Here is a 21,757-nt window from a genome sequence, read left to right as displayed (position 1 = left end):
GAGGAGATTGCGCCATGAACCGCCCGCTTGCCACCCTGTTGTGCCTCGCCGCCCTTTGGTCGGCGCCGGTGCTGGCTCAGCACAATGCACCCAAGGAAGCCGCGCCGGACAAGGAGCGGGGCGAGCAGACCGCAGCCGATTATGCCGCACAGGGCCAGGCGCAGCTACAGGCGCGGCTGGCAATGCCAGCGCGCACCGGCAAGGCAAAGAACCTCATCATCTTCATCGGCGACGGCATGGGGGTGAGCACGCTCACCGCAGGGCGCATATGGGAAGGGCAGAAGGCCGGGCGCGACGGCGAATCGAATGAGACCGCGATTGATGCCATGCCCTATTCGGCGATGGTGAAGACTTATAGCCATGACTTCCAGGTCGCCGATTCCGCCGCGACCGCTACCGCGCTGGTGACGGGCACCAAGACGCGATCAGGCATGCTGTCGGTCGCGCCGGCGGCGCTGCGCGGCAAATGCGAAACGGCGGCGGGCAAGGACGTGCCGACATTGTTCGAACAGGCAGAAAGCGCGGGCAAGGCGCTCGGCGTCATTTCCACCGCGCGCATCACCCATGCGACGCCCGCCTCGACCTATGCGCACAGCGTCGACCGCAACTGGGAAGCGGACAGCGAGCTGCCCGCCGGAGCCAGCTGCCGCGATATCGCGCGCCAGCTTATCGAATGGCCGCATGCCAAGGGGCTGAAGCTGGTGCTCGGCGGCGGTCGCGCGGCATTCATGCCCAAGGACCAGACCGATCCCGAATATGCGGGCAAGAAGGGCAGCCGCGCCGATGGCCGCGACCTGATCGCCGAATGGAAGAAGAAGCACCCCAAGGGCCAGTATGTCTGGAACGCGGCGCAGTTCGCGGCGCTGAACCCGGCGGACAACGCGCCGGTCTTCGGCCTGTTCGAGCCCAGCCACATGCAGTTCGAAGCCGATCGCGCGGGCGACAAGGCGGGTGAGCCTGCGCTGGCCGAGATGGTCGAGCTGGCGGTGAAGAAGCTCGGCACGTCAGAGCAGGGCTATGTGCTGATGGTCGAAGGAGGGCGAATCGACCATGCGCATCATGGCGGCAATGCGCACCGTGCGCTCGACGATACCGTCGCGTTCGATGCGGCGATCGCCAAGGCGCTGGAGATGGTCAATCTGGACGAGACGCTGGTGCTGGTCACCGCCGATCACAGCCATGTGTTCACGATTGCGGGCTATCCGCCGCGCGGCAATTCGATCTTCGGGCTGGCCAGCGTGACCGAGGACGGCGAGCCGATCACCGCCAAGGACGGCAAGGCGTACACGACATTAGGCTATGCCAACGGCCCCGGTGCCAAGGTAGGCGAACAACGCGCCGACCCCGCGCAGGAGGATACCGAGGCGCTCAACTATCTGCAGCAGTCGCTGGTGCCGACCTCGGGCGAGACGCATGGCGGCGAGGATGTCGTGGTCAAGGCGGCGGGGCCGCAGGCGCAACTGTTCCACGGCACGATCGAGCAGCACACGATCTACCACATCGCAAAGCACATTCTGGGGCTTTGATCGGACACGCAATCGCGCGTCGCCCTCACCCTTCCGCGCCTTCGGCGCTCCCTCCCTCTCCCGCCGGGAGAGGGAAGGGGCCCGCACCGCGAAGCGGGGTGGGAAGGGTGAGGGTGACCAGTTACTTCCCTATCGGATCCGCCTTCGCATCCGCGCTTCGTGCATAGCTCGGCGCGACCCGCGCCTTGCTCGCCTGCTCGAACGCGTACCCCGCCTTGATCACCTCATGGTCCTGCCATTGTCCGCCGATGATCGACAGGCCGACCGGCAGCCCGGCGACCAGCCCCATCGGCACGGTGATGTGCGGATAACCCGCGACCGCAGGCAGCTGGCTCTGGCTGGGGCCGATGCTGTGATCGCCATTGACCAGGTCACTCACCCAAGCGGGCGCATTGCTGGGACCGATCAGGAAGCGGACATTGTGGGTGTTCAGCAGCTTGTCGATGCCCTCTGCGCCTGCCAGCCGTTTTGCCTTGGCCAGTGCCTCCTTATATTCGGGGTCATCCAGCCCCTTCTGGCTTTCGGCGAGGTCGAAAAGCGACTGGTCGAACCAGGCCAGTTCGGTTTCGGCATTCGCGGTGTTGAAGGCGATCACCTGCTTGAGCGTGCGCGCGGTCACCTCAGGCGGTGTGGTCGCTAGATAGGCGTTCAGGTCGGCCTTCAATTCGACCATCAGCACCTTGAACTCGGCCTCGCCCAACCCTTCGAGCCCGGTGCGGCTGTCCGCGATCTCGACCAGTTCGGCACCGGCGGCTTTCAGCCTCTCGAGCGCCCCGGCAAAGGCCGCCTGAACCTTTGCGTTGCCGCCGCGCCGGTCCATCAGCACGCCGATGCGCACGCCCTTGAGATAATCGGGCGACAGCCCCGCCGCATAATCGGTCTTGCGCTTGTCGGCCTCTGCAGTCGCCGGATCGGCTGGGTCGGTCCCGGCCAGCGCCGTCAGCAGCAGCGCCGCGTCGGTGACCGAGCGCGCCATCGGACCCGCCGTATCCTGGCTATGGCTGATCGGGATCACGTGCGTGCGCGAGACCAGGCCGAGCGTTGGCTTGAACCCGACCAGGCCATTGATGGACGAGGGGCAGATGATCGACCCGTCGGTCTCGGTCCCGATCGTCGCCGCCGCAAGGCTTGCCGCCGCAGCCGCGCCGCTGCCCGAGGACGAGCCGCAGGCGTTGCGGTCGAGCGCATAGGGGTTTTTCACCAGCCCGCCGACGCTCGACCAGCCGCTGACCGAATCGTTCGAGCGGATATTGGCCCATTGCGACAGGTTGGTCTTGCCCAGGATGATCGCCCCGGCGGCGCGCAGCCGTTCGACCAGCGGCGCATCGCGGTCGGTGACATTGGCGAGCAGCGCGGTCGATCCGGCGGTGGTGGGGATGGGGCCCTTCGCCTCGATATTGTCCTTGATCAGCACTGGAATGCCATGCAGCGGGCCGCGCAGTTTTCCGGCCTTGCGCTCGGCGTCGAGGGTGCGGGCGTCCTCGATCGCGCCGGGCATGACAGCGATTACGCTGTTGAGCATCGGTCCCTGGCGGTCCAGCGTTGCAATTCGATCCATATAGGCCCGGACCAGTATCTCGCTGCTGACCGCGCCGGTCCGCAGCATCGCGGCCAGCTCGGGGATCGATTTCTCCTCGACCTGAACCGCCAGGCGCGCGATGCGCGGGGGCTCCGTCTGGGCATGGGCAGCGATGGGGGTGAGGGCGGCAAGAGCCAGGGCAAGGGTGCGCATGGGCGCCACGATAGCGCGCACCGGCGGCCCGGCAAGATGGGGCATGCGATTTTTGCGCTGCCTCTGGCGCACGCCCCCGCCCACGCCCATATCGCCGCCCATGCCGGACAAGCGCTATACCAAGTCGACCCTGCCCGAGAAGGTCTGCGAAGCCTGTGGGCGGCCCTTTGCCTGGCGCAAGAAATGGGCCCGCGACTGGGACAATGTGAAGACCTGTTCCGAGCGCTGCAAGGGCGATTTGCGCCACAAGAACCGCGCGGGCTGATTAGCCCAAGGCGGCAACCCGCTCCGCGATCGCCACCAGCTGCCGCGCCTGTTCCAGATGAAGCAGCTCGGCCATTTTCCCCTCGACCCGGATCGCGCCCTTGCCGGCATTTTCGGGCAAGGCGAACGCAGCGATGACGGCCTGCGCCCAGGCCAGTTCCTCCTCGCCGGGGGAGAAGACGGCATTGCATGGCGCGACCTGATCGGGATGGATCAGCGTCTTGCCGTCGAAGCCGAACAGCAGCCCCTGGCGCGCCTCGGCCTCGAACATATCGAGGTCGCGAAACTCGTTGCACACGCCGTCGAGCACCGCGACGCCATGCGCGCGGGCGGCAGCGACAGCCAAACTCAGGATAGGCAGGAACGGTGTGCGCTCGGGCGTCAGCCGTGCGCGCATTTCCTTGGCAAGGTCGTTCACCCCCATCACGAAGGTCGACAGCCGGGTCGACCCTCCGAGCGCCGCCAGCGCATCGAGATGCGGCACCACCGCGCAGGTCTCGATCATCGCCCAGAGCTTGAGGCGCGAGGGTGCCTCGGCGAGCGCGGCATTGCACGCAGTGATGTCGGCGGGGCGCATCACCTTGGGCACCAGCACGCCGTCGATATCCCCCTTTGCTATGGCGGCAAGGTCATCCTGCCCCCAGGGCGTATCGAGCGCGTTGATGCGGATAATCAGCTCGCGATGGCCGAACCCGCCCTCTGCTGCCGCGGCAATTGCCGCTGCCCGCGCGTCCTCCTTGGCCTCGGGGGCGACCGCATCCTCGAGGTCGAGGATGATGACATCGGCAGGAAGACTGCGCGCCTTGGCGAGGGCCCGCGGGTTCGATGCGGGCATGTAGAGCGCGCTGCGCCGGGGACGTGCGGTATCGGACATCGGGGCCTCCTGCCGGTGATCAGGCGGGATTAGCACCCAGATAGCGGAAGGCAACCACGGTCAGGTCGTCGCTCGCATCCGCGCCGTCCTCGAAGCTGCGCACCGCGCCGCGCAGGCTCGCGACCATCGCGGTGGCGCTGCTCTGGTCGGCAAGCAGCGCAGCGCGGGTGCGATCATTGCCGAACAGCTCATCCTGCCGGTTCTGCGCCTCGGTCACGCCATCGGTGATCAGCACCAGGGCCTCGCCGGGCTGCAGCACGATTTCCTCGGCGGGCCAGGGATAGTCCATGATGCAGAAGGGCGGGCCGCCCTCCATCGCCTCCTCGATCACCTGCCCGTCGGTGGTGATGCGCAGCGGATTGTCATGGCCCGCATTGACGAACTCGGCGCGCCCGGTCGAAAGGTCGATGATCCCCAGCAGCATGGTGAGGCCGAGCGCATCGCCGCTGTCGCGCATCAGCTCCTCGTTGAGCTGCGCGGCGGCATCGGCAAGCTCGCCGGGCGCGCGCAGCATCACGCTGCGCGACAAGGCCTTGGACAGCGCCATGAACAGCGCGGCGGGCACGCCCTTGCCGGTGACATCGGCGATCAGGATGACGATACGGTCGTGATCGAGCCGGATGATGTCGTAGAAATCGCCGCCGACCGACTTGGCCGCCTCGAGCTGCGCGGCGATATCGATGCGCGGGTCGAGCCTTGCCAGTGCGGTGCGATCGGGCAGCATGCCGAGCTGGATCGAGCGGGCCGCACCAAGCTCGCCCTCACTGCGGTTCTGCGCATCGCGCAGCGCCGCGCGCTCGCGCCGTGCTTCGTTGAACAGCGCCGCGAACACCGCAAGCGCGCTGCCGCTGCCGAGCAGCAAGGGGCGGATCGGATCGAACAGCAGGTCGCCAAAGCGGAATAGCAGCCAGCTCGCCAGCGGCAGGCTCGCCGCCGCACCCAGCAGCACCAGCCAGCGGCTGCGCGCTGGGGCCTGGCCGGTGGCGAGCAGCAGCAGGATGATGGCGAGCAGCCCTCCGACCGCCCATTCGGCTGCGGGGCTGATCCAGGGGCGATTGAGCCAGCCGCCGCGGTTGATCGTGTCGGCGGCCTGGGCCTGGACCAGCACGCCGAACATTTCGGAGCCCAAAGGCGTCGCGACAATATCCTGCGTGCCCTCTGCGGTCAGCGAAACGACGACGATCTTGTCCTTGAGCTGGCCAAGGTCGAACTCCTCGGACATGATCTCGATCGCGGAGTACACTTGGCTTTGCGGGATTTCGGCGAAATGCAGCCGCATCCGCCCGGAATCGTCCACCGGTATGCGGCGCTGGCCGATCGTCACGCTGCCGGGCGTCAGCGTGATCTCGGGATCGGTGCCGGTGCGCTGCTCGATGGCGACACGCATCATTTCCAGCGCCAGCCCGGGCGCCAGCGCTTCGCCGGTCTTCATGACCAGCGGCACGCTGCGCACCACGCCATCGCCATCGGGCGCGCCGTTGAGCAGGCCGAAGCCCGGTGCGCGCGCCTCCAGCGCCTCGAGATTCCTCTGCACCAGCGGATAGCGGGGCAGGGCAGGTGGCGGGGACCCGCTGATCGTCGCCCATTGGGTAAGGCCCGCCGGGTCGACCCCGCCGAGCCTCACGCCTGCGCGGCCCAGAACCACCGGCGCGGCGCTGATCGCGTCGGCAAATTCGCTGTCCATGCTGTCCAGGCCGTCCATCCACGCCTTGATCGCCGGGTCGTCGGGCGCATAGAGCCGCGAAAAGCGCGTCGGGCTGACCGCGTCGGGCTCGACGAACAGGATGTCGAAGCCGATCGCTGCTGCGCCACCCTGCGCGATGCGCCGGGTCATCGTTGCCAGCACGCGGCGCGGCCAGGGCCAGCTGCCGATCACCTCCAGGCTTTCATCGCCGATCGCGACAATGCGGACCTGACTTTCGGAAAGGTCGCGCGGGGCCATGCGCTGCCAGCCATCGAACACGATATTCTGCTCGCGCGCGCCCAGTGCGAGGCTGAGCAGGGCGGCCAGTACGAATCCGACCAGCGCCGCGAGCCACAGGCTGCGCGGAGGATTGCTGATCCGAACCGCGCTAGAGCTGGACTTCGAGGCCATCATAGGCGCAGAGCACCTCCAGCGGATCGTGCTCGCGGGTCAGCTCCTCGTAGCGCACGCTCTCGGCGTGCATGCGCGCGATATCGGCGTCCGAATAGACCGGTTCGTGGTGGAACAGCGCCAGCCGCTTCGCCCGCGCGCCATGGCACAGGTCGATCGCGACGATGTTGCTGGAATGGCCCCAGTCTTCCTTCATCGAAACGCTGTCGGCGAGCGAATACATCGTGTCGCAGATGACCAGGTCCGCCGCACGGAAGAACTGTTCGACATCGGCCTCGCCCTCCATCCGGTCGAGCTTGTGCTCGCTGTCAGTGCTGAACACCGCCACCTTGCCCTCGGCATCGGTGAAGCGATAACCGAAGCTGCTGTGCGAATGGTGCTGCTCCATTAGCTCCACCTGCACCGCGCCGATCTGATAGGTCTCGCCCACCTTGAGCGTGCGGAACTCGATTTTAGCGCGCAGCCAGTCGAACTTGACCGGGAAGGAGATTTCCTCCTGCTGGCGGCGCAGCGCCTCTTCGGCATCCTCGTGCCCGGCATGGATGACGATATGCGCATTGGGGTCGAACGCCGGCACGAAGAACGGGAAGCCCATGATATGGTCCCAATGCAGGTGCGACATGAAGAAGTGATAGACCCGCGCATGACCGGCAGCGCAGCGACGCATCGCATCGAGACCGAAGCCGCGCAGCCCGCTGCCCATGTCGCAGATGATGTAGGGGTCGCCATTCGCAGGATCGCCCGCCTCGATCTCCACACAGGTGGTGGCCCCGCCGAATGTCCCGCTGATGGCGAAATCCAGCTCGCCCTGGGCAAAGCGGCGCGCTTCCTCGATATCGGCAAAGCTGCGGCCCGATGCGGCGAGCAGCGCGTGGGCGACCTTGTCCTGCACGATCGATGCGGTGGCGGCGACGGGCAAGGAGCCCCGTGTTCCCCAGAAACGGACCAGCATCGCATCCCCCCTGCTTGTTGCGCGGCGTCCCCGTGTCGCCGGCGTGCTAGATTGCGGCCTCGATGCTGTCCGAGACCGCGAACAGCTTGTCGTACCGGCTGATCGCCAGAATTTCGCGCATCACCGCGTTAGGGCGCGCCAGCGCCATCGCGACGCCGGCCGCGTCGGCCTGGCGCTTGGCGAGCGTCAGCGCGCGCAGACCGCGCGACGACATGTAATCGAGCCCAGCAAAATCGACGATCAGCTTCTTGCCCGGCGAATCGGCGGCCATGGTCACGCTGGCGGCCAGATGTTCGGTAAACGCCTCGGCCGTTGCCTCATCCACGCGGCCATCGGGGCTGGCAACCACGCATCCCTGCTGCTCGCTACTGGACCACTGCATGTTTTCCGCCTTTCGCATGGGATTGAACTTAGCGGCAAATTCACCGTGTGGGAAGTTGCCCCGAATGTTGCCGTTACAGCCTGTACAATAACGGGAAAATTGTGTCGTGATGGGGAAAAGGGGGGTAAGAAGCCACGTAATGGCCCAGGGGGAAACCGACATACGCTTTGCCGAACTGCAAGGATTCGCGCCTGCGGCCCCGCGCCGTCTGTGCACCGATTGCGGCATTTCGCGCAGCAGCGATCCCAAGGCCTGCGGCCGTGTCTGCCAGTTTCTCAAGCCGGACTACGAAGCGCTCGAGCGCCAGGTGCATGGTCGCACGCGCGATCCCGGGCGGCCCGATGAGCTGTTCTTCGGCCCCTTTCGTCGCATGGTCGCGGGCGAACTGATCACGCCGTCGCCCGGGGCGCAATGGACTGGAATCGTGTCCCGACTGGGCGAGCGGTTGCTGGAAACCGGCGCGGTCGATGCCGTGCTGGCGATCGGGCCGCATCCCGAGGATCGCTGGCGGCCCAATCCGGTCCTGATCACCCGGGCAGAGGACATGGCCGGGGTGCGCGGGATGCGCATGGGCTATGCGCCGCTGCTGGCGCTGCTCGAACCGGCGCGCGCGGCAGGACACAAGCGGATCGCGCTCATCGGCATTCCCTGCCAGGTGCACGCGCTGCGTGCGCTCGAGGCCGAGCTGGGTTTCGAGCGGATCTACGTGATCGGAACACCGTGCGCCGACAACACCACGACCGAGAATTTCCACCTGTTCCTGAAGCTGCTGTCGGATGCGCCGGAGAGCATCTGCTATCTCGAGTTCCGCTCCGACTATCATGTCGAACTGCGCTTCGACGATGGCAGCGTGCGCGAAGTGCCCTTCCTGCAGCTGCCGATTGCCGATCTGCCTTCGGACTTCTTCCCGCTGACCTGCCGTACCTGTGTCGACTATACCAACGTCCTGGCCGATATCACGATCGGCTATATGGCAGGCGGCGGCAAGCAATGGCTGGTGGTGCGCAATGAGCGCGGCGAGGAACTGGTCGAGCTGCTGGGACAGGAACTGCGCACCCGCGATATTACCAGCGCGGGCAATCGCGCCGGGCCGGTCAAGGGCTTTCTGGCGAATACCGAGCGCGCCGCGGGCGGCCTGCCGCTGCGCCGCATGCCCAAGGTGCTGCGCGGGATCTTTGGCTGGCTGATGCCGCGCATCGGGCCGCGCGGGGCGGAATTCGCGCGTGCAAGGGTCGAGATGAAGGCGATCGAGACCGTGCTGCACTTGCGCCGATCGGCCCCGGCGCGGATGAAATCGATGATCCCCGATCATGTCTGGGACCTGGTCAAGCGCTACGGACTGGAACCGCGCCCCGGCGAGCGAAGCGACGAGCGGCATACGCCCGACCTGTGAGCCGGGTCAGCGGCGCTGCGCCAGCCAGATCGTGTGCCGCGCGCCGCCGCCGGTCCGCCGTGCCCGGACAATTTCCTCCTCCACCGCAAAGCCGGCCTTGCGCAAGCTTGAGGTGAAGCGCGGATCGGGGCCGCTCGACCACACCGCCAGCACGCCGCCGGGCCTCAGCGCAGCCCGAGCGTGTTGCAGCCCTTGTGCGGTATAGAGCGCATCGTTGCCTTCGCGCGACAGCCCGTCCGGGCCGTTGTCGACATCGAGCAGGATGGCATCGAGGCGCCCAGCGCTGTTGCGGATCAGAGCGCCGACATCACCGATATGAATGCTGACGCGCGGCTCGTCGAGCGTGCCTGCGTGCAGATGCGCCATCGGCCCGCGTGCCCAGTCGACGATCTCGGGGACCAGCTCTGCCACCTCGATCGATGCGCGGGTGCCGAACGCCCGCAGGGCGGTGCGCAAAGTAAATCCCATGCCAAGCCCGCCGATCAGCACGCGAGGCGCGGCCACCCCGGCGATTCGTGCAGCGGCGAGCGTGCTCATCGCCTCCTCGGAGCCGCTGAGCCGACTGTTCATCAACTCGTTCGCGCCGAGCATGATCGAATATTCGCTGCCCCTGCGGATCAGACGCAGCGGCTCGTCTCCTCCCGGCACCTGAGCCTTGGCGATGAGTTCGCGCGGGGTCATGCGGTATGATCCCGTCCGGTCAGGTCAGACACAGTTCAGGCAAATGCAAGAAAGCGCGGATCAGCTGCCGTTACACGCCGGGCCACCGGCACAGACCTGTCCGGTTTCCATGACATCGCGCGCGTTGCGGTTGCCGCGATCGGTGATCATCCGCCACTCCGCCACGGTCTTGCAGACCTTGGTCTTCTTCACCAGCGAACCGATCACCGCGATCTTGCGACAGCGGATCTTCTCGTCGCCCGACTGGCCTTCTTCCTTGGCGGCGCTGTCTTTTGCAGCCGCGTTGGTGGTGGCAATCGGAATCCATAAGCAAGACGCAGCAGCGGCCATGATCATCGCAGTCTTTTTCATGATGTCGCTTCCGTAAGTTGGCGCCGCTTTCGGGCGCAATTTCGCTTGATGCCGCAGTCGGATGCGACTTTCAAAGCCATACGGTACCATTATCACTCGCCCAGGCAAGATACAAATCCGTGCAATTGCAGCGAAATCAATCCAGATTGGTATTGAAACCGGTTGCATCGGCTGCAGCGAAATAGCCTGCGATCACTTCCTGCTCCTCGGGCGTGAGATGCGGGTTCCACACATCGAAGATCAGGACGGCGCGCATCTCGTCGCTGTCGTTCCACGCTTCGTGCTCGATGGTATCGTCAAACGCGAAGGCCGTGCCGACCTTCCATTCGCGCGTTTCGCCGCCCACCCGAAAGCCGCAACTATCGGGAACGATCAGCGGCAGGTGGACGATCGCGCGGGTGTTGGTGACGCCGGTATGCGGCGGAATGCGGGTGCGCGGTTTGAGGATCGAAAAAAAGGCGGTCGGCGCGCGGCCGGGGATGATGCTCTGCGGGATTCCGCTAAGCGCCTGCGCGGTGGCGGGACAGCGCTCCAGCACGGCGGCATTGGGCTTGCCATATTCCCACAGGAAGCAGGCGCCCCAGGCAAGCGACTGGTCGAGCGGTGACCATTTGCTCTGCGGCGCGCCCTTTTCCATCCGCACATAGGGGCGCAGCGCATCGCCGGGATCGGCGAGAAGCGCCAGCATTTCCGCACGAATGGCGTCTGTCCTGGCCTCGACCTGTGCAAACCAGGGGAAATGCGCTTCCTCGAAAAACTCGTCCGCAGGCAAGAAAGGATAGCACAGGCCGTTGCATTCGTTGGTGTAGATCTTGCGCTTGCCCATCGCGGCGTCGACAAAGGCACGCGCCCGGCGTCCGGCGGTTGTCGGCATGCGCGCCTGAAAGTCGCCGAGCGCATCCATGACCTGATATTCGATGCGGCTCGTGCAGGCAGCGCAGAAATCCCGGCCCGCCTGCAGCACGGGCACCAGCGCATCGGGCAACGGGTCCAGATGCGCGGCAAGCTGAAGCACAGCCTGCCAGGCTGCCAGCGCATTGGCGTCGTCGCCGGTTCGCTGATGCGCCTCGGCCTTGCGCAGCCACGCCATGAAATCACGCCGATCGATGTCGAGCGCGGCGTCGAGTGCGGCAAGCTCCCCCTGGTCGTCGCCAAGCGATCGGCGGGCCGTCGCCAGATTGCGCCACAAGGCGGTAGCGGCCGGATCGGCCCGCGTCGCTGCCTCGAAGGCGCGCGCAGCCTCGGCAAAGCGTCCCTCGCGCAAAGCCGCCATCCCGGCGCTGTTCAACGCTACCGGATCATTTTGTGCAGTTACTGCCATATGTTGCTAGTCCCCCGACCACATCCTGCTTGCCACGCTGCCGGGGGATTGGCAAGGATTGGTGCGATGCCCGATCCCCCACCTTACATGCCCGCCGACACGGCCGTCCTGGTGCGCGATTCCCATTGGCATGCGCATCGCTATGACGCGGCGCAGGATGCGTTCCAGTTTCGCCATGTCGCGCGCGAGCAGCACCGCCGGGCCACCTTCCTCACCGACGAGTATCTTGGCGAGACCGACCGGATCATTCCTGTGCCGCGTCAGCAGGTGCTTGCTGCCGGCGCCGATCGTGCGCCGCTCCATTTCATCTTCCACTCGGCCTTTTGCGCGTCGACCATGCTGGTGCGCGCGCTCGACGTACCTGGCCTTGCCATGGGCCTCTCCGAGCCGATGCTGTGCAACGACATGATGGGTTGGCGCTGGCGCGGGGCAGACCGGCGCCAGGTCGCCGCCGTGCTCGATGCGTCGCTTGCGCTGCTCCAGCGCCCGTTCGGCCCCGGCGAAGCGGTGGTGGTCAAGCCGTCGAACATCTTCAACCCGCTGATCCAGGCGGTGATGGCGCTTCGCCCCGAAAGCCGCGCGCTGCTGCTGTACGCACCGCTCCCGGTGTTCCTCGCCTCGGTCGCGCGCAAGGGGCTCTGGTGCCGCCTCTGGGCGCGCGAGCTGCTCGAGGGCCAGTTGCGCGAGGGTGGGGTCGAATTGGGCTTCGGCCCGGCGGATTTCTTCCGTCAGAGCGATCTGCAGGTCGCGGCGGTCGGCTGGCTCGTGCAGCATCGCCAGTTCGGGCAGATTGCGCGCGCGCTGGGCCCCGCGCGGGTGGCGACGCTCGACAGCGAAACGCTGACCGCTGCCAAGCCCGAGCATCTCAGGGCGCTGACACGCCATTTCGGCCTCGAACTCTCCCCTGCGCTGGAACAGGCGATGCTCGCCAACCCTGCGCTCACCAGCCATTCCAAGTTCGGCCAGGCATTCAGCGCCGAAGATCGCGCGGCCGAGCAGGATTTTGCCCGCCGCGCCTATGGCGACGAGATCGACAAGGTGCATGTCTGGGCGCTCGAGGTGGCCCGGGTGAACGGCATTGCACTCGATCTGCCCCATCCGCTCAGCCTGTAAAATCCTTGCTGTTCCCGGCATTCGTTCGTCGTGGCGGGGAACCGTTCCGTCGCTCTGCCGTAACCCAGCCAGGATGACCGACCCCGTTTTTCCCGGGCCGCGGCATCGGGACAAAACAGGAGGAAGACATGGGTTTGATTCTGGCGCTGATCATGGGCGGCATCATGGGCTGGCTGGCCAGCAAGGTGATGAACCGCGACGCGCAGATGGGCATTTTCTGGAACGTGGTGGTCGGCTGTATCGGTTCGGTTCTGGGCCGGTTCCTGTTCGGCGGACTGATCGGCGGCGGCAGCCTGCGCGCGGACGCATTTGATCCGCTGACCCTGCTGACCTCGTTCCTGGGTGCGGTCGTCCTGCTGGCGATCGTCAACCTGGTGCAGCGCGGTCGCGCACGCTAACAGCCCACCGCCCGCAAAGCGGGGCTTATCCATCCACAAAGGGCACCGGTGCATGGCTCCGGTGCCCTTTTTGCTGCGAGCATTAACCTCCAACAATTGCCATCTTGCCTGACAGGTTCTAAAGCGCGCCGCGTGCAGCGCAGCATTATGGCTTGCGCGTGGTGACTTAATTGGATAACACAGTGCCATGACGTTTCCCGAGCGCATGGGCGTTTCCGGGGGGCATGGTCTCCGAAGATCGCAAGATCGGTCGCGCGTCGATCGATGCGGACTGTTGCGGAGAGCCACGAGGTTTGGACGGATCGGGCAATGAATTACGAAAGCAGCTTTGGCGGCGACACCATCACCGCACGCAGCGAAGATCTTTATGGATCGGAAGGTGACGTCGAGGCCCGTTCGGGGCGGCGTCGCAACATCATCGTTGCCATAGTTGTCCTCGCCTTGTTGGTGGCGGCGGGGGTGTATTTCTTCGGCGGCAAGCCCGAGACGGCTGCAGGCGAGGGCGCGAAGGCCGGCGCGGGCGAGAGCGAATCGCAGGCACCGGCAGTGACCGTGATCGTTCCCGGATCGGGATCGGTCGAGCGCGTCATCAACGCCACAGGAACGCTGGCTGCACGGCGTGAAATGCCGATCGGCATCGCAGGCGAAGGCGGCCAGGTGATCCGCGTGCTGGTGCAGCCGGGCGACTGGGTGCGCACGGGCCAAGTGCTCGCGGTCATCGATCAGGATGTCCAGACCCAGCAGGCCCGCTCGCTGGCGGCGCAGATCGAGGTCAGCCAGGCCGATGCGGTGCTCGCGCAGAACGAGCTCGACCGTGCGCTGCAGCTGGTGGGTCGCGGATTCATCTCCAAGGCCGATGTTGATCGCCGACGCGCGACGCGCGATGCTGCGGTGGCGCGCGTCGAGGTGGCCAAGGCTCAGCTGCGCGAGGCGCAGGCGCGCAATGGCCGCCTGAGCATCCGCGCGCCCGAATCGGGCCTGGTGCTCGAGCGCAATGTCGAACCCGGTCAGGTGGTCGGCGGCGGCAGCGGCGTTCTGTTCCGCATGGCTGCTGGCGGCGAGATGGAGCTGCGCGCGCAGATGGGCGAGGCCGATCTTGCCGCGCTCAGCGTCGGCGTGCGCGCCGATGTGCGCCCGGTCGGCACCGACCGGACCTTCAGCGGCCGGGTTTGGCAAGTCGCGCCGATCATCAACGAGACCTCACGTCAGGGCATTGCGCGCATCGCGCTCGGCTATGACAAGGCGCTGCGTCCGGGCGGTTTTGCCAGCGCTGCGGTGATCAGCGGATCGAGCCAGGCCCCCGTGCTGCCTGAATCCGCCGTGCTCAGCGACGACAAGGGCAGCTATGTCTATGTCGTGAACAAGGACAACAAGGTCGAGCGGCGCAACGTGACCACCGGCACCGTGACGCCGCGCGGCATCGCGATCGCGACGGGCATCAGCGGCAAGGAACGCGTCGTGCTCTATGCAGGCGGCTTCCTCAATCCCGGCGAGACGGTGCGCCCGCAGATGCAGGGCAAGCGCGGCTGACCTGGCGGGTACGGCGCGCGGCCCTTGCCGCTGCCGGTTGTCGAAAGGGTGCGTGCGTTGGTCGAGAGGGGCTGCCCGGTGGCGTTCCTGCCGGGCCGCACGGGTTGCATGGGGCCTGCATCTGGCCGTATTGGGATAACGTAGCTGGACCGGGCGCAGCGCCCGGCGGGACGAGGAAAAAGCGATGAACTTCCGGAACATGTCGGCCTGGTCGATCCGCAATCCGATCATCCCGCTCGTCTTCTTCACCGGCCTGCTGTTCGCCGGCATCCTCAGCTTCATGCGCATGGATGTGGTGAACAATCCGGACATTGACTTCCCGGCGGTGCAGGTCGTCATCTCGCAGCCCGGCGCAGCCCCGACCGAGATCGAGAACCAGATCACCCAGCGTATCGAATCCGCCGTTCGGTCGATCAATGGTGTTAAGAATATCAGCTCGACCGCCAGCGAAGGCTCGTCGAGCACCTTTGTCGAATTCGAGATCGGCACGGATGTCATCGAAGCGGTGAACGAGGTCAAAAATTCGGTCGACCAGATCCGCGGCAGCTTGCCCGAGGGCATTCTGGAGCCATCGGTGACCAAGGTCGACGCTACTGGCGAGCCAATCGCCTATTATGCGGTCGAAGCCGACGACATGACGATCGAGCAGCTGAGCTGGTTCGTCGATGATACGGTGACCAAGCGATTGCTCGCGATCGACGGGATGGCCGAAATCGACCGCTTTGGCGGGGTCAACCGAGAAATCCGCGTGGTGCTGGACCCGCAGAAGATGCAGTCGCTGGGTGTTACGGCCTCGCAGGTCAACAACGCGCTGCGCCAGATCAATATCGATGCTGCCGGTGGCCGTGCAGATATTGGTGGCACCAAGCAGTCGCTCCGCGTGCTCGGCAATGCCGATACTGCTTTCGACCTGTCGCAGACCCAGGTGCCGCTCGGCAACGGGCGCACCGTAAAGCTCACCGATATCGCGACCGTCACTGACGGCTATGGCGAGCCGACCTCGATCAGCAAGGTGCGCGACAAGGAGGTCGTGAACTTTGCCATGACGCGGTCCAAGGGAGCTTCGGACGTGACCGTCTATTACGAAGCTCTCAAGGCGATGGACGAGCTCAAGAAGGAGAATCCTGGAATCGAGTTCATCCCGCTCGGCACCAGTGTCGAATACACCGAGGGTCAGTACGAAAGCTCGATCTCGGCGATGGTCGAAGGCGCGGTGCTGGCGGTGGTCGTGGTGTTTTTCTTCCTGCGCGACTGGCGTGCGACGATCATTTCGGCGATTGCCATTCCGCTATCGGCGATCCCAACATTCTGGTTCATGGATCTGCTCGGCTTCAACCTGAATTTCCTGTCGCTGCTCGCGCTCGGCCTGGTCGCGGGCGTGCTCGTCGACGACGCGATCGTGGAGATCGAGAATATCGTCCGGCACATGCGCATGGGCAAATCGGCCTATCAGGCATCGATCGACGCGGCGGACGAGATCGGCCTGGCGGTGGTCGCGACATCGTTCTGTATCGTCGCAGTGTTCCTGCCCGTGGGCCTGATGCCTGGTATTTCGGGCCAGTTCTTCAAGAATTTCGGCTTCACCATCGTCGTTTCGGTGCTGATGAGCCTTGCTGTCGCGCGCATGATCACGCCGATGATCGCGGCCTATTTTCTGGAAGCGAAGGGCCACGCCTCGCACGGCGAGGGCCGCCTGATGGACATGTACATGAAGGTTCTGGGCTTCTCGCTCGACCAGAGCCGGGCCAAGGCCTTTAGGGGACCCAATCCCAGCCTAGGCCGCAAGCTGGTCGCGTTGTTCCTTGATCATCGCGTCTGGATGATGGGAATCGGCATGCTTGCCTTTGTGCTCACCGTTGTCCTCTTCATGATTACGCCGGCTCAGTTCCAGCCGACGATCAACGAGGATAACAGCCGTATCCAGATTGAGATGGTGCCCGGCACGACGCTGGAGCAGACCGAGGTGGTGGCCGACAAGGTCGCCGCGATCATGTACAAGCAGCCCGAAGTCGAGCGCGCACTGATCCGCATTCGCGAAGGCAATGGCACCATCTTCGTCACGCTCAAGAAGGATCGCAAGAAGAAGTCGTTTGAGTTCGAACGAGATCTGGCCCCGACGCTTCAGGCCATTCCCGACGCGCGGGTGACCTTCGCATCGCAATCGGGTGGTGGCGGCACCAATCGTGATATCTCGATCATGCTTACTGGCTCTGACCCCGACAAGCTGGATAGCGCGGCAGCTACGCTTGTCGAACAGATGAAAGGGCTGAAAGAGGTAACCGGACCGCGTGTCAACGCCGACATGCGCAGGCCTGAAATCATCGTGAAGCCGCGCGCCGACCTGGCGGCGCAGCTGGGCATCACCACGGCCGCACTCAGTCAGGCCATCCGGATTGCGACGCTGGGCGAGATCGAGCAGAATGCAGCGAAATTCTCGCTGTCTGATCGTCAGATCCAGATCCGCGTCGTCCTGCCAAAGGAATCGCGCTACGATTTCGAGACCATACAGAACCTGCCGGTGCAGACCGCTGCTGGCGGGTCCGTGCCGCTCAGCCGTGTCGCCGACATCTCGTTCGGTTCGGGCCCGACCACAATCCAGCGCTACAATCAGGAGCGCCGCGTGTTCGTCGGCGCAGATCTTGCCCAGGGCGTCGTGACCAGCCAGGCAATGGAGAAGATCAACAACCTGCCGATCATGAAGAACCTGCCGACCGGGGTAAGCAACAAGCCCTTTGGCGAGCAGGAATGGCAGGCGGAACTGATCCTCAACTTCATCATCGCTCTGGTCTCGGGCGTGCTGCTCGTTTTTGCGGTGCTGGTGCTGCTCTACAAGCGGCTGATGTCGCCGCTGGTCAACATGGGCTCTCTGGCGCTTGCGCCGCTGGGTGGAATATTCCTGGTCTGGGTTGTCGGGCAGCCGGTGTCGATGCCGGTGCTCATCGGGGTGCTGATGCTGCTCGGAATCGTGTCGAAGAATTCGATCCTGCTGATCGATTTCGCGATCGAGGAAATGCATCGGGGCGTGCCGAAGCACGAGGCTATCATGGATGCCGGGCACAAGCGCGCGCAGCCGATCATCATGACCACGGTCGCGATGGTGTTCGGCATGATCCCGACTGCGCTGTCGCTCTCGGGCGACGGTGCATGGCGTGCCCCGATGGGTACGGTGGTGATCGGCGGATTGATCGTCTCGACGCTGCTGACGCTGGTGATTGTGCCGGCAGGCTTCAGCCTGGCCGATGGCGTCGAAAAGCGCGTCGGGCCGTGGCTGCGCAACCGGCTGCTCACCTACAAGCCGGGCGATAACCGCCACGACACGCCAGAGGTCCAGCCGGCCGAGTGAGTGGTCCGGATCTGAGAATGCAGCCAGTGCCTGCGCTTCGCCAGACCGATCCGGCCTGGCGCATGCGGGCCATTGCTACCGGCATGCTGGTGGTGATGGCGGGCGTGTTCCTCGCGACGCACTGGGCCGAGGGGCATGTCGATGACCGCTGGGGCTATGTGCGCGCCTTTGCCGAAGCGGCGATGGTTGGCGGACTGGCCGACTGGTTCGCGGTCACCGCGCTGTTCCGCCATCCGCTGGGCCTGCCGATCCCGCACACCGCGATCATCCCGCGCAACAAGGACCGGATCGGCGACACGATGGCGCAGTTCCTGCGCAGCAACTTCCTGACGCCTCTGGTGGTCGCGCGGCGGATGCGCGGCATGAATGTCGCCGCAGCGGCGGGGCGCTTTCTGGTGCAGCCCACCGGGGGCGAGGGGCGGCTACGGCTCGGCGCATCGAACATGGTCGCCGATGTGCTCGAATCGCTCGACCAGGACCGGCTCGGCGGAAACGCCAAGGAAGCGCTGAAGGTCCAGCTCGAAAAGCTCGACGTCGCGCCGCTGCTCGGTCAGATTCTCAGCGCCGCGATCGCCGACAACCGCCACCTGCCGCTGATGGACGGCATCGTCAAATGGACCCAGCGCACGCTTTTCGCCAACGAGGAGCTGCTCAAGGACATGGTGCGATCGCGCGCCAATTCGATCATGCGCTGGACCGGGCTCGACGAGCGGCTCGCCACCGGCATCATCGATGGCCTGCACAATTTGCTGTTCGACATGGCGGAGGATGTCGACCATCCGCTGCGCCACAAGGTGGAGGAGGGGCTGGAGACGCTCGCCTATCGCCTGCTCCACGACCCCGAGATGCAGGACAAGGTGCGTGGCATCAAGGCCGAGATGCTCGCCAACCCGGCGATGGCGCGCTGGCTCGACGGGCTGTGGGAGCGCAGCCGCGCCGCGCTGCTCCGCGCTGCACGCGATCCCGACAATGCGCTTTCGGGCCAGTTCGGCGATGGCCTGAAGCAGATCGGCGAATCGCTGATCAACGATGCGCGCATGCAGACGCAGATCAACCGCTTCGCCCGCAGGACGCTGGTGGGCATCGCCAACCGCTATGGCGACCAGATCGTGCGGCTGGTGTCGGAAACGGTTCGCCGCTGGGACGCGCAGACGATTACCGGGCGGGTCGAGAATGCGGTCGGCAAGGATTTGCAGTTCATCCGCATCAACGGGACTTTGGTCGGCGGGCTGGTGGGCCTGACGATCCACGCCGCGACGGTGTGGTTGGGGTGAAGGCGCAGCTGTAACCTCATCCCGTCACTCTGAACCCTTCGACTTCGCTCAGGACAGGCTCGTTTCAGGGTCCATCTTTCGTCACGCGGCTTCGGCTTTTGCGGCGCGATGCATCCTGAAACAAGTTCAGGATGACGTTTGAAGAACCCCCGTGTCAGCCCGCCAAAGCCTCACCCATTGCGCGCACCGCCTCGACCTTGGCGTATAGCGGTTCCCAATCATCGCGCTCGGCAATGGCCGCCCAGATGCCCTCAACTTCATCGATGAGCATCGATTGCGGCGCATCGCCCTGCCAATAAGGGTGCGACCGGTCGCGCGCCGGGGCATAGCCCGCCTTCACCGCGCCGAAATCCGCCCACAAGGTCTCGCCCGGCTCGCCGATCAGCGCCGCCGGGCATTTGGGCGCCGCATCGCCCATCCAGGCAAAGAAGAAATCGTCAATGCCGACGCCGCCTTTCAGCATCAGCGCTTCGGCGGCGGCGATCAGCACGCGGTCCTGCTCCACTCCTTGCGGCACGACGCCCAGCCGCCAGCAGAAGCGCCGCGCCAGCGCCTGCTGATAGAGCGGTCCGAACCGTTCGAGCGCGGCGATCAGCGGCGGAGCCTCGCTGATCAGCCGCAGCGCGACCGCCAGCTGGCCGAGATTCCAGTGAATCGCCTCGGGCTGGCGGGCAAAGGCATAGAGGCCCGAATGGTCGAAATAGGCGGCGGTAAAGCCCGGGTCCCATTTGGGCGCGAACCGCCATGGGCCGTAATCGAAGCTCTCGCCGGTGATGTTCATATTGTCGGTGTTGAGCACCCCGTGCACGAACCCTGCGACCATATAGCTCGCCGCCAGATCGGCCATCCGCTCGACCGCGAGGTTCAGCAGCAGCGCCGCCTCGTTCTCCTCCGTCTGGCCGCCATAGAGCGTATCGAGGACATAGCGCACGACGCGGCGCATCTTCGCCTCGTCATCCTCAAAGGCGATGCGCTGGAAGGTGCCGAAGCGGATATGGCTGTGGCTCAGCCGCACCAGCACCGCCGAGCGGGTGGGGGAGGGTTCGTCGCCGCGCCACAGGCTCTCGCCGGTCTCGATGACCGAGAAGGTCTTGCTGGTGTTAACGCCGAGCGCTTCGAGCATCTCGGTCGCCAGGATCTCGCGTACCGCGCCTTTCAGCGTCAGCCGCCCATCGCCATCGCGGCTGAAGGGGGTCTGGCCCGAACCCTTGGTGCCGAGGTCGAGTAGCCGGTCCTTGCCGTCGCGCATCTGCGCGAACAGGAAGCCGCGCCCGTCGCCGATCTGCGGATTGTACACGCGGAACTGGTGCCCGTGATAGGCCAGCGCCAGCGGCTGAGGCAGGTTGCCCGGCAGCGGGTTGAACCGCCCGAAATGGTGGACCCAGCGTTTGTCGTCGAGCGTCTCCAACCCCACGCTCGCGGCGTGCCGATCATTGCGGAAGCGGAGCGTGGCTTCAGGGAAGTTCGCCGCCTTGACCGGATGCGCGATCGCATCGGCGATCGTCAGGATGGCGGGGTCGGCGCGGTAGGCTTGCGGATAGGGCGATGTGGCTTGCGGTTCTGCGGTCATCGGGCGATAGTGGGGCGTGAAGGGAGCCTGCGCAACCATGGCGAGCGACAATCGGAGCTATAGCGACGGGTTCTGGTGGTCGAACGACGGCTTGCGGCTGCATTTCCGCGATTATCCGGCAGCGCCCGAGCATGCGCATCGCCCGCCGATCATCTGCATTCCAGGCCTGACCCGCAATGCGCGCGATTTCGAGAAGGTCGCCGAGCGGCTGGCGGGCCAGTGGCGCGTGATCTGCGTCGATCTGCGCGGGCGCGGCGACAGCGCCTATGCCAAGGATCCGATGAGCTATGTGCCGCTCACCTATGTCCAGGACATGGAGGCGCTGCTGCGCGAGCAGGCGATCGAGCGCTTCGTCGCCTTTGGCACGTCGCTCGGCGGGCTCATCACCATGCTGCTCGCCTCGACCCGGCCGGGCCGGGTGGTCGGCGCGCTCTTGAACGATGTCGGGCCGCAGCTCGAGGCCGAGGGGCTGGCGCGCATCCGCGACTATGTCGGGCAGGGCCGATCCTTCCCTACCTGGATGCATGCCGCACGAGCCTTGTCCGAAGGTCAAGGTTCGGTCTTCCCCGGCTATGGCGTCAGCGAATGGCTCGACATGGCCAAGAAGACGATGAAGATCGGTCCCGGCGGGCGCATCGTCTACGATTATGACATGAAGATCGCCGAACCCTTCGCGGTGCCCGGCGGCGAGGCGGGGGTCGATCTGTGGCCCGCGTTGACAGGGCTCGCTCCGGCGCAAGTGCTGATCGTGCGCGGCGCATTGTCCGATGTGTTCGCGCAAGCCACGGCCGAGCGGATGCTGACCATGCTACCGCATGGCGAACTGCTCACGATCGCCAACAAGGGCCATGCGCCTTCGCTTGAAGAGCCCGAGGTGGCGCAGGCGATCGACCGGATGCTGGCAAAAGTCGATGCGGCGGCGCTTGCGACCCAGGCCTGACCGGCTATAGCCCTGAAA

At 65.5% G+C, this 21,757-nt stretch carries 18 protein-coding genes; 9 read left to right on the top strand and 9 right to left on the bottom strand.

The window, feature by feature from the left end; translation table 11 throughout:
• Nucleotides 1-14 precede the first annotated feature (14 nt).
• Nucleotides 15-1,526: an alkaline phosphatase family protein gene (locus AX725_RS02765; RefSeq protein WP_060978072.1), complete on the top strand. Its 1,512-nt coding sequence runs from the start codon at nucleotides 15-17 to the stop codon at nucleotides 1,524-1,526.
• A 121-nt stretch (nucleotides 1,527-1,647) separates the two neighbouring features.
• Here AX725_RS02765 and AX725_RS02760 read toward each other — a convergent pair whose 3' ends face one another.
• Entirely contained in the window at nucleotides 1,648-3,303 is a 1,656-nt protein-coding gene (locus AX725_RS02760) for an amidase (RefSeq protein WP_208597902.1), read from the bottom strand.
• A 55-nt stretch (nucleotides 3,304-3,358) separates the two neighbouring features.
• On the opposite strand from AX725_RS02760, the gene AX725_RS20305 reads away from it, so the two are divergent.
• A complete protein-coding gene (locus AX725_RS20305; RefSeq protein WP_081096952.1) occupies nucleotides 3,359-3,523 on the top strand; it encodes a DUF2256 domain-containing protein in 165 nt (54 codons plus the stop codon).
• On the opposite strand, the gene AX725_RS02755 is transcribed toward AX725_RS20305, so the two are convergent.
• Genes AX725_RS02755 through AX725_RS02740 form a run of 4 tightly spaced genes read right to left on the bottom strand, consistent with a single transcriptional unit; the run spans nucleotide 3,524 to nucleotide 7,825 of the window.
• Nucleotides 3,524-4,396 (bottom strand): HpcH/HpaI aldolase/citrate lyase family protein, encoded by an 873-nt coding sequence (locus tag AX725_RS02755; RefSeq protein ID WP_060978071.1) that lies wholly within the window; start codon nucleotides 4,394-4,396, stop codon nucleotides 3,524-3,526.
• A 19-nt stretch (nucleotides 4,397-4,415) separates the two neighbouring features.
• Nucleotides 4,416-6,494, bottom strand: coding sequence for a CHASE2 domain-containing protein (locus AX725_RS02750; RefSeq protein ID WP_082731371.1), 2,079 nt, complete (start codon nucleotides 6,492-6,494; stop codon nucleotides 4,416-4,418).
• Complete coding sequence (locus tag AX725_RS02745) at nucleotides 6,469-7,443, bottom strand: MBL fold metallo-hydrolase (RefSeq protein WP_060978069.1); 975 nt, start codon at nucleotides 7,441-7,443, stop codon at nucleotides 6,469-6,471. The genes AX725_RS02750 and AX725_RS02745 overlap by 26 nt, the downstream gene beginning before the upstream one ends.
• A 46-nt stretch (nucleotides 7,444-7,489) precedes the next feature.
• Entirely contained in the window at nucleotides 7,490-7,825 is a 336-nt protein-coding gene (locus tag AX725_RS02740) for an STAS domain-containing protein (RefSeq protein ID WP_060978082.1), read from the bottom strand.
• Nucleotides 7,826-7,964: 139 nt separating this feature from the next.
• Between AX725_RS02740 and AX725_RS02735 the strand changes: the two genes are divergently transcribed.
• Nucleotides 7,965-9,218, top strand: coding sequence for a Coenzyme F420 hydrogenase/dehydrogenase, beta subunit C-terminal domain (locus tag AX725_RS02735; RefSeq protein WP_060978068.1), 1,254 nt, complete (start codon nucleotides 7,965-7,967; stop codon nucleotides 9,216-9,218).
• 6 nt (nucleotides 9,219-9,224) lie between these two features.
• Here the strand turns inward: AX725_RS02735 and AX725_RS02730 are convergent, their stop codons facing one another.
• The 3 genes from AX725_RS02730 to AX725_RS02720 all read right to left on the bottom strand — a co-directional run bounded on the left by AX725_RS02730 (nucleotide 9,225) and on the right by AX725_RS02720 (nucleotide 11,571).
• The gene (locus AX725_RS02730; protein ID WP_060978067.1) at nucleotides 9,225-9,899 is read right to left on the bottom strand and encodes a spermidine synthase; all 675 of its coding nucleotides are present in this window, start codon (nucleotides 9,897-9,899) and stop codon (nucleotides 9,225-9,227) included.
• A gap of 60 nt (nucleotides 9,900-9,959) precedes the next feature.
• Nucleotides 9,960-10,250: a hypothetical protein gene (locus AX725_RS02725; protein WP_066046116.1), complete on the bottom strand. Its 291-nt coding sequence runs from the start codon at nucleotides 10,248-10,250 to the stop codon at nucleotides 9,960-9,962.
• A 136-nt stretch (nucleotides 10,251-10,386) separates the two neighbouring features.
• On the bottom strand, nucleotides 10,387-11,571 hold the full coding sequence (locus tag AX725_RS02720; RefSeq protein ID WP_060978065.1) for an aspartyl/asparaginyl beta-hydroxylase domain-containing protein: 1,185 nt from the start codon (nucleotides 11,569-11,571) through the stop codon (nucleotides 10,387-10,389).
• A 66-nt stretch (nucleotides 11,572-11,637) separates the two neighbouring features.
• Here AX725_RS02720 and AX725_RS02715 point away from each other — a divergent pair, with 66 nt between their 5' ends.
• From AX725_RS02715 to AX725_RS02695, 5 genes are all read left to right on the top strand, one after another.
• Nucleotides 11,638-12,684 (top strand): hypothetical protein, encoded by a 1,047-nt coding sequence (locus AX725_RS02715; protein ID WP_060978064.1) that lies wholly within the window; start codon nucleotides 11,638-11,640, stop codon nucleotides 12,682-12,684.
• 128 nt (nucleotides 12,685-12,812) lie between these two features.
• A complete protein-coding gene (locus tag AX725_RS02710) occupies nucleotides 12,813-13,082 on the top strand; it encodes a GlsB/YeaQ/YmgE family stress response membrane protein (RefSeq protein ID WP_060978063.1) in 270 nt (89 codons plus the stop codon).
• Between the two features lie 309 nt (nucleotides 13,083-13,391).
• Nucleotides 13,392-14,612, top strand: coding sequence for an efflux RND transporter periplasmic adaptor subunit (locus AX725_RS02705; protein ID WP_081097143.1), 1,221 nt, complete (start codon nucleotides 13,392-13,394; stop codon nucleotides 14,610-14,612).
• A 184-nt stretch (nucleotides 14,613-14,796) separates the two neighbouring features.
• Entirely contained in the window at nucleotides 14,797-17,955 is a 3,159-nt protein-coding gene (locus AX725_RS02700) for an efflux RND transporter permease subunit (protein ID WP_060978062.1), read from the top strand.
• A 17-nt stretch (nucleotides 17,956-17,972) separates the two neighbouring features.
• On the top strand, nucleotides 17,973-19,229 hold the full coding sequence (locus tag AX725_RS02695) for a DUF445 domain-containing protein (RefSeq protein ID WP_208597901.1): 1,257 nt from the start codon (nucleotides 17,973-17,975) through the stop codon (nucleotides 19,227-19,229).
• 154 nt (nucleotides 19,230-19,383) lie between these two features.
• On the opposite strand, the gene AX725_RS02690 is transcribed toward AX725_RS02695, so the two are convergent.
• Nucleotides 19,384-20,799 (bottom strand): protein adenylyltransferase SelO family protein, encoded by a 1,416-nt coding sequence (locus AX725_RS02690; protein ID WP_060978061.1) that lies wholly within the window; start codon nucleotides 20,797-20,799, stop codon nucleotides 19,384-19,386.
• A 37-nt stretch (nucleotides 20,800-20,836) separates the two neighbouring features.
• Here AX725_RS02690 and AX725_RS02685 point away from each other — a divergent pair, with 37 nt between their 5' ends.
• Nucleotides 20,837-21,739: an alpha/beta fold hydrolase gene (locus AX725_RS02685; RefSeq protein WP_060978079.1), complete on the top strand. Its 903-nt coding sequence runs from the start codon at nucleotides 20,837-20,839 to the stop codon at nucleotides 21,737-21,739.
• The last annotated feature ends 18 nt before the right edge of the window (nucleotides 21,740-21,757 follow it).

Origin of the sequence: Blastomonas sp. CCH9-A1 (assembly GCF_001557175.1) — a bacterium.
Classification (GTDB): Bacteria; Pseudomonadota; Alphaproteobacteria; order Sphingomonadales; family Sphingomonadaceae; genus Blastomonas; species Blastomonas delafieldii_A.
This window is presented reverse-complemented; position numbering and strand designations above follow the sequence as displayed.

Bases quoted from the DNA above. Each gene is read 5' to 3' on its own strand.
- AX725_RS02765 (WP_060978072.1), top strand. From the start codon at position 15: ATGAACCGCCCGCTTGCCACCCTGTTGTGCCTCGCCGCCCTTTGGTCG.
- AX725_RS02760 (WP_208597902.1), bottom strand. From the start codon at position 3,303: ATGCCCCATCTTGCCGGGCCGCCGGTGCGCGCTATCGTGGCGCCCATG.
- AX725_RS20305 (WP_081096952.1), top strand. From the start codon at position 3,359: ATGCCGGACAAGCGCTATACCAAGTCGACCCTGCCCGAGAAGGTCTGC.
- AX725_RS02755 (WP_060978071.1), bottom strand. From the start codon at position 4,396: ATGTCCGATACCGCACGTCCCCGGCGCAGCGCGCTCTACATGCCCGCA.
- AX725_RS02750 (WP_082731371.1), bottom strand. From the start codon at position 6,494: ATGATGGCCTCGAAGTCCAGCTCTAGCGCGGTTCGGATCAGCAATCCT.
- AX725_RS02745 (WP_060978069.1), bottom strand. From the start codon at position 7,443: ATGCTGGTCCGTTTCTGGGGAACACGGGGCTCCTTGCCCGTCGCCGCC.
- AX725_RS02740 (WP_060978082.1), bottom strand. From the start codon at position 7,825: ATGCAGTGGTCCAGTAGCGAGCAGCAGGGATGCGTGGTTGCCAGCCCC.
- AX725_RS02735 (WP_060978068.1), top strand. From the start codon at position 7,965: ATGGCCCAGGGGGAAACCGACATACGCTTTGCCGAACTGCAAGGATTC.
- AX725_RS02730 (WP_060978067.1), bottom strand. From the start codon at position 9,899: ATGACCCCGCGCGAACTCATCGCCAAGGCTCAGGTGCCGGGAGGAGAC.
- AX725_RS02725 (WP_066046116.1), bottom strand. From the start codon at position 10,250: ATGAAAAAGACTGCGATGATCATGGCCGCTGCTGCGTCTTGCTTATGG.
- AX725_RS02720 (WP_060978065.1), bottom strand. From the start codon at position 11,571: ATGGCAGTAACTGCACAAAATGATCCGGTAGCGTTGAACAGCGCCGGG.
- AX725_RS02715 (WP_060978064.1), top strand. From the start codon at position 11,638: ATGCCCGATCCCCCACCTTACATGCCCGCCGACACGGCCGTCCTGGTG.
- AX725_RS02710 (WP_060978063.1), top strand. From the start codon at position 12,813: ATGGGTTTGATTCTGGCGCTGATCATGGGCGGCATCATGGGCTGGCTG.
- AX725_RS02705 (WP_081097143.1), top strand. From the start codon at position 13,392: ATGAATTACGAAAGCAGCTTTGGCGGCGACACCATCACCGCACGCAGC.
- AX725_RS02700 (WP_060978062.1), top strand. From the start codon at position 14,797: ATGAACTTCCGGAACATGTCGGCCTGGTCGATCCGCAATCCGATCATC.
- AX725_RS02695 (WP_208597901.1), top strand. From the start codon at position 17,973: ATGCAGCCAGTGCCTGCGCTTCGCCAGACCGATCCGGCCTGGCGCATG.
- AX725_RS02690 (WP_060978061.1), bottom strand. From the start codon at position 20,799: ATGACCGCAGAACCGCAAGCCACATCGCCCTATCCGCAAGCCTACCGC.
- AX725_RS02685 (WP_060978079.1), top strand. From the start codon at position 20,837: ATGGCGAGCGACAATCGGAGCTATAGCGACGGGTTCTGGTGGTCGAAC.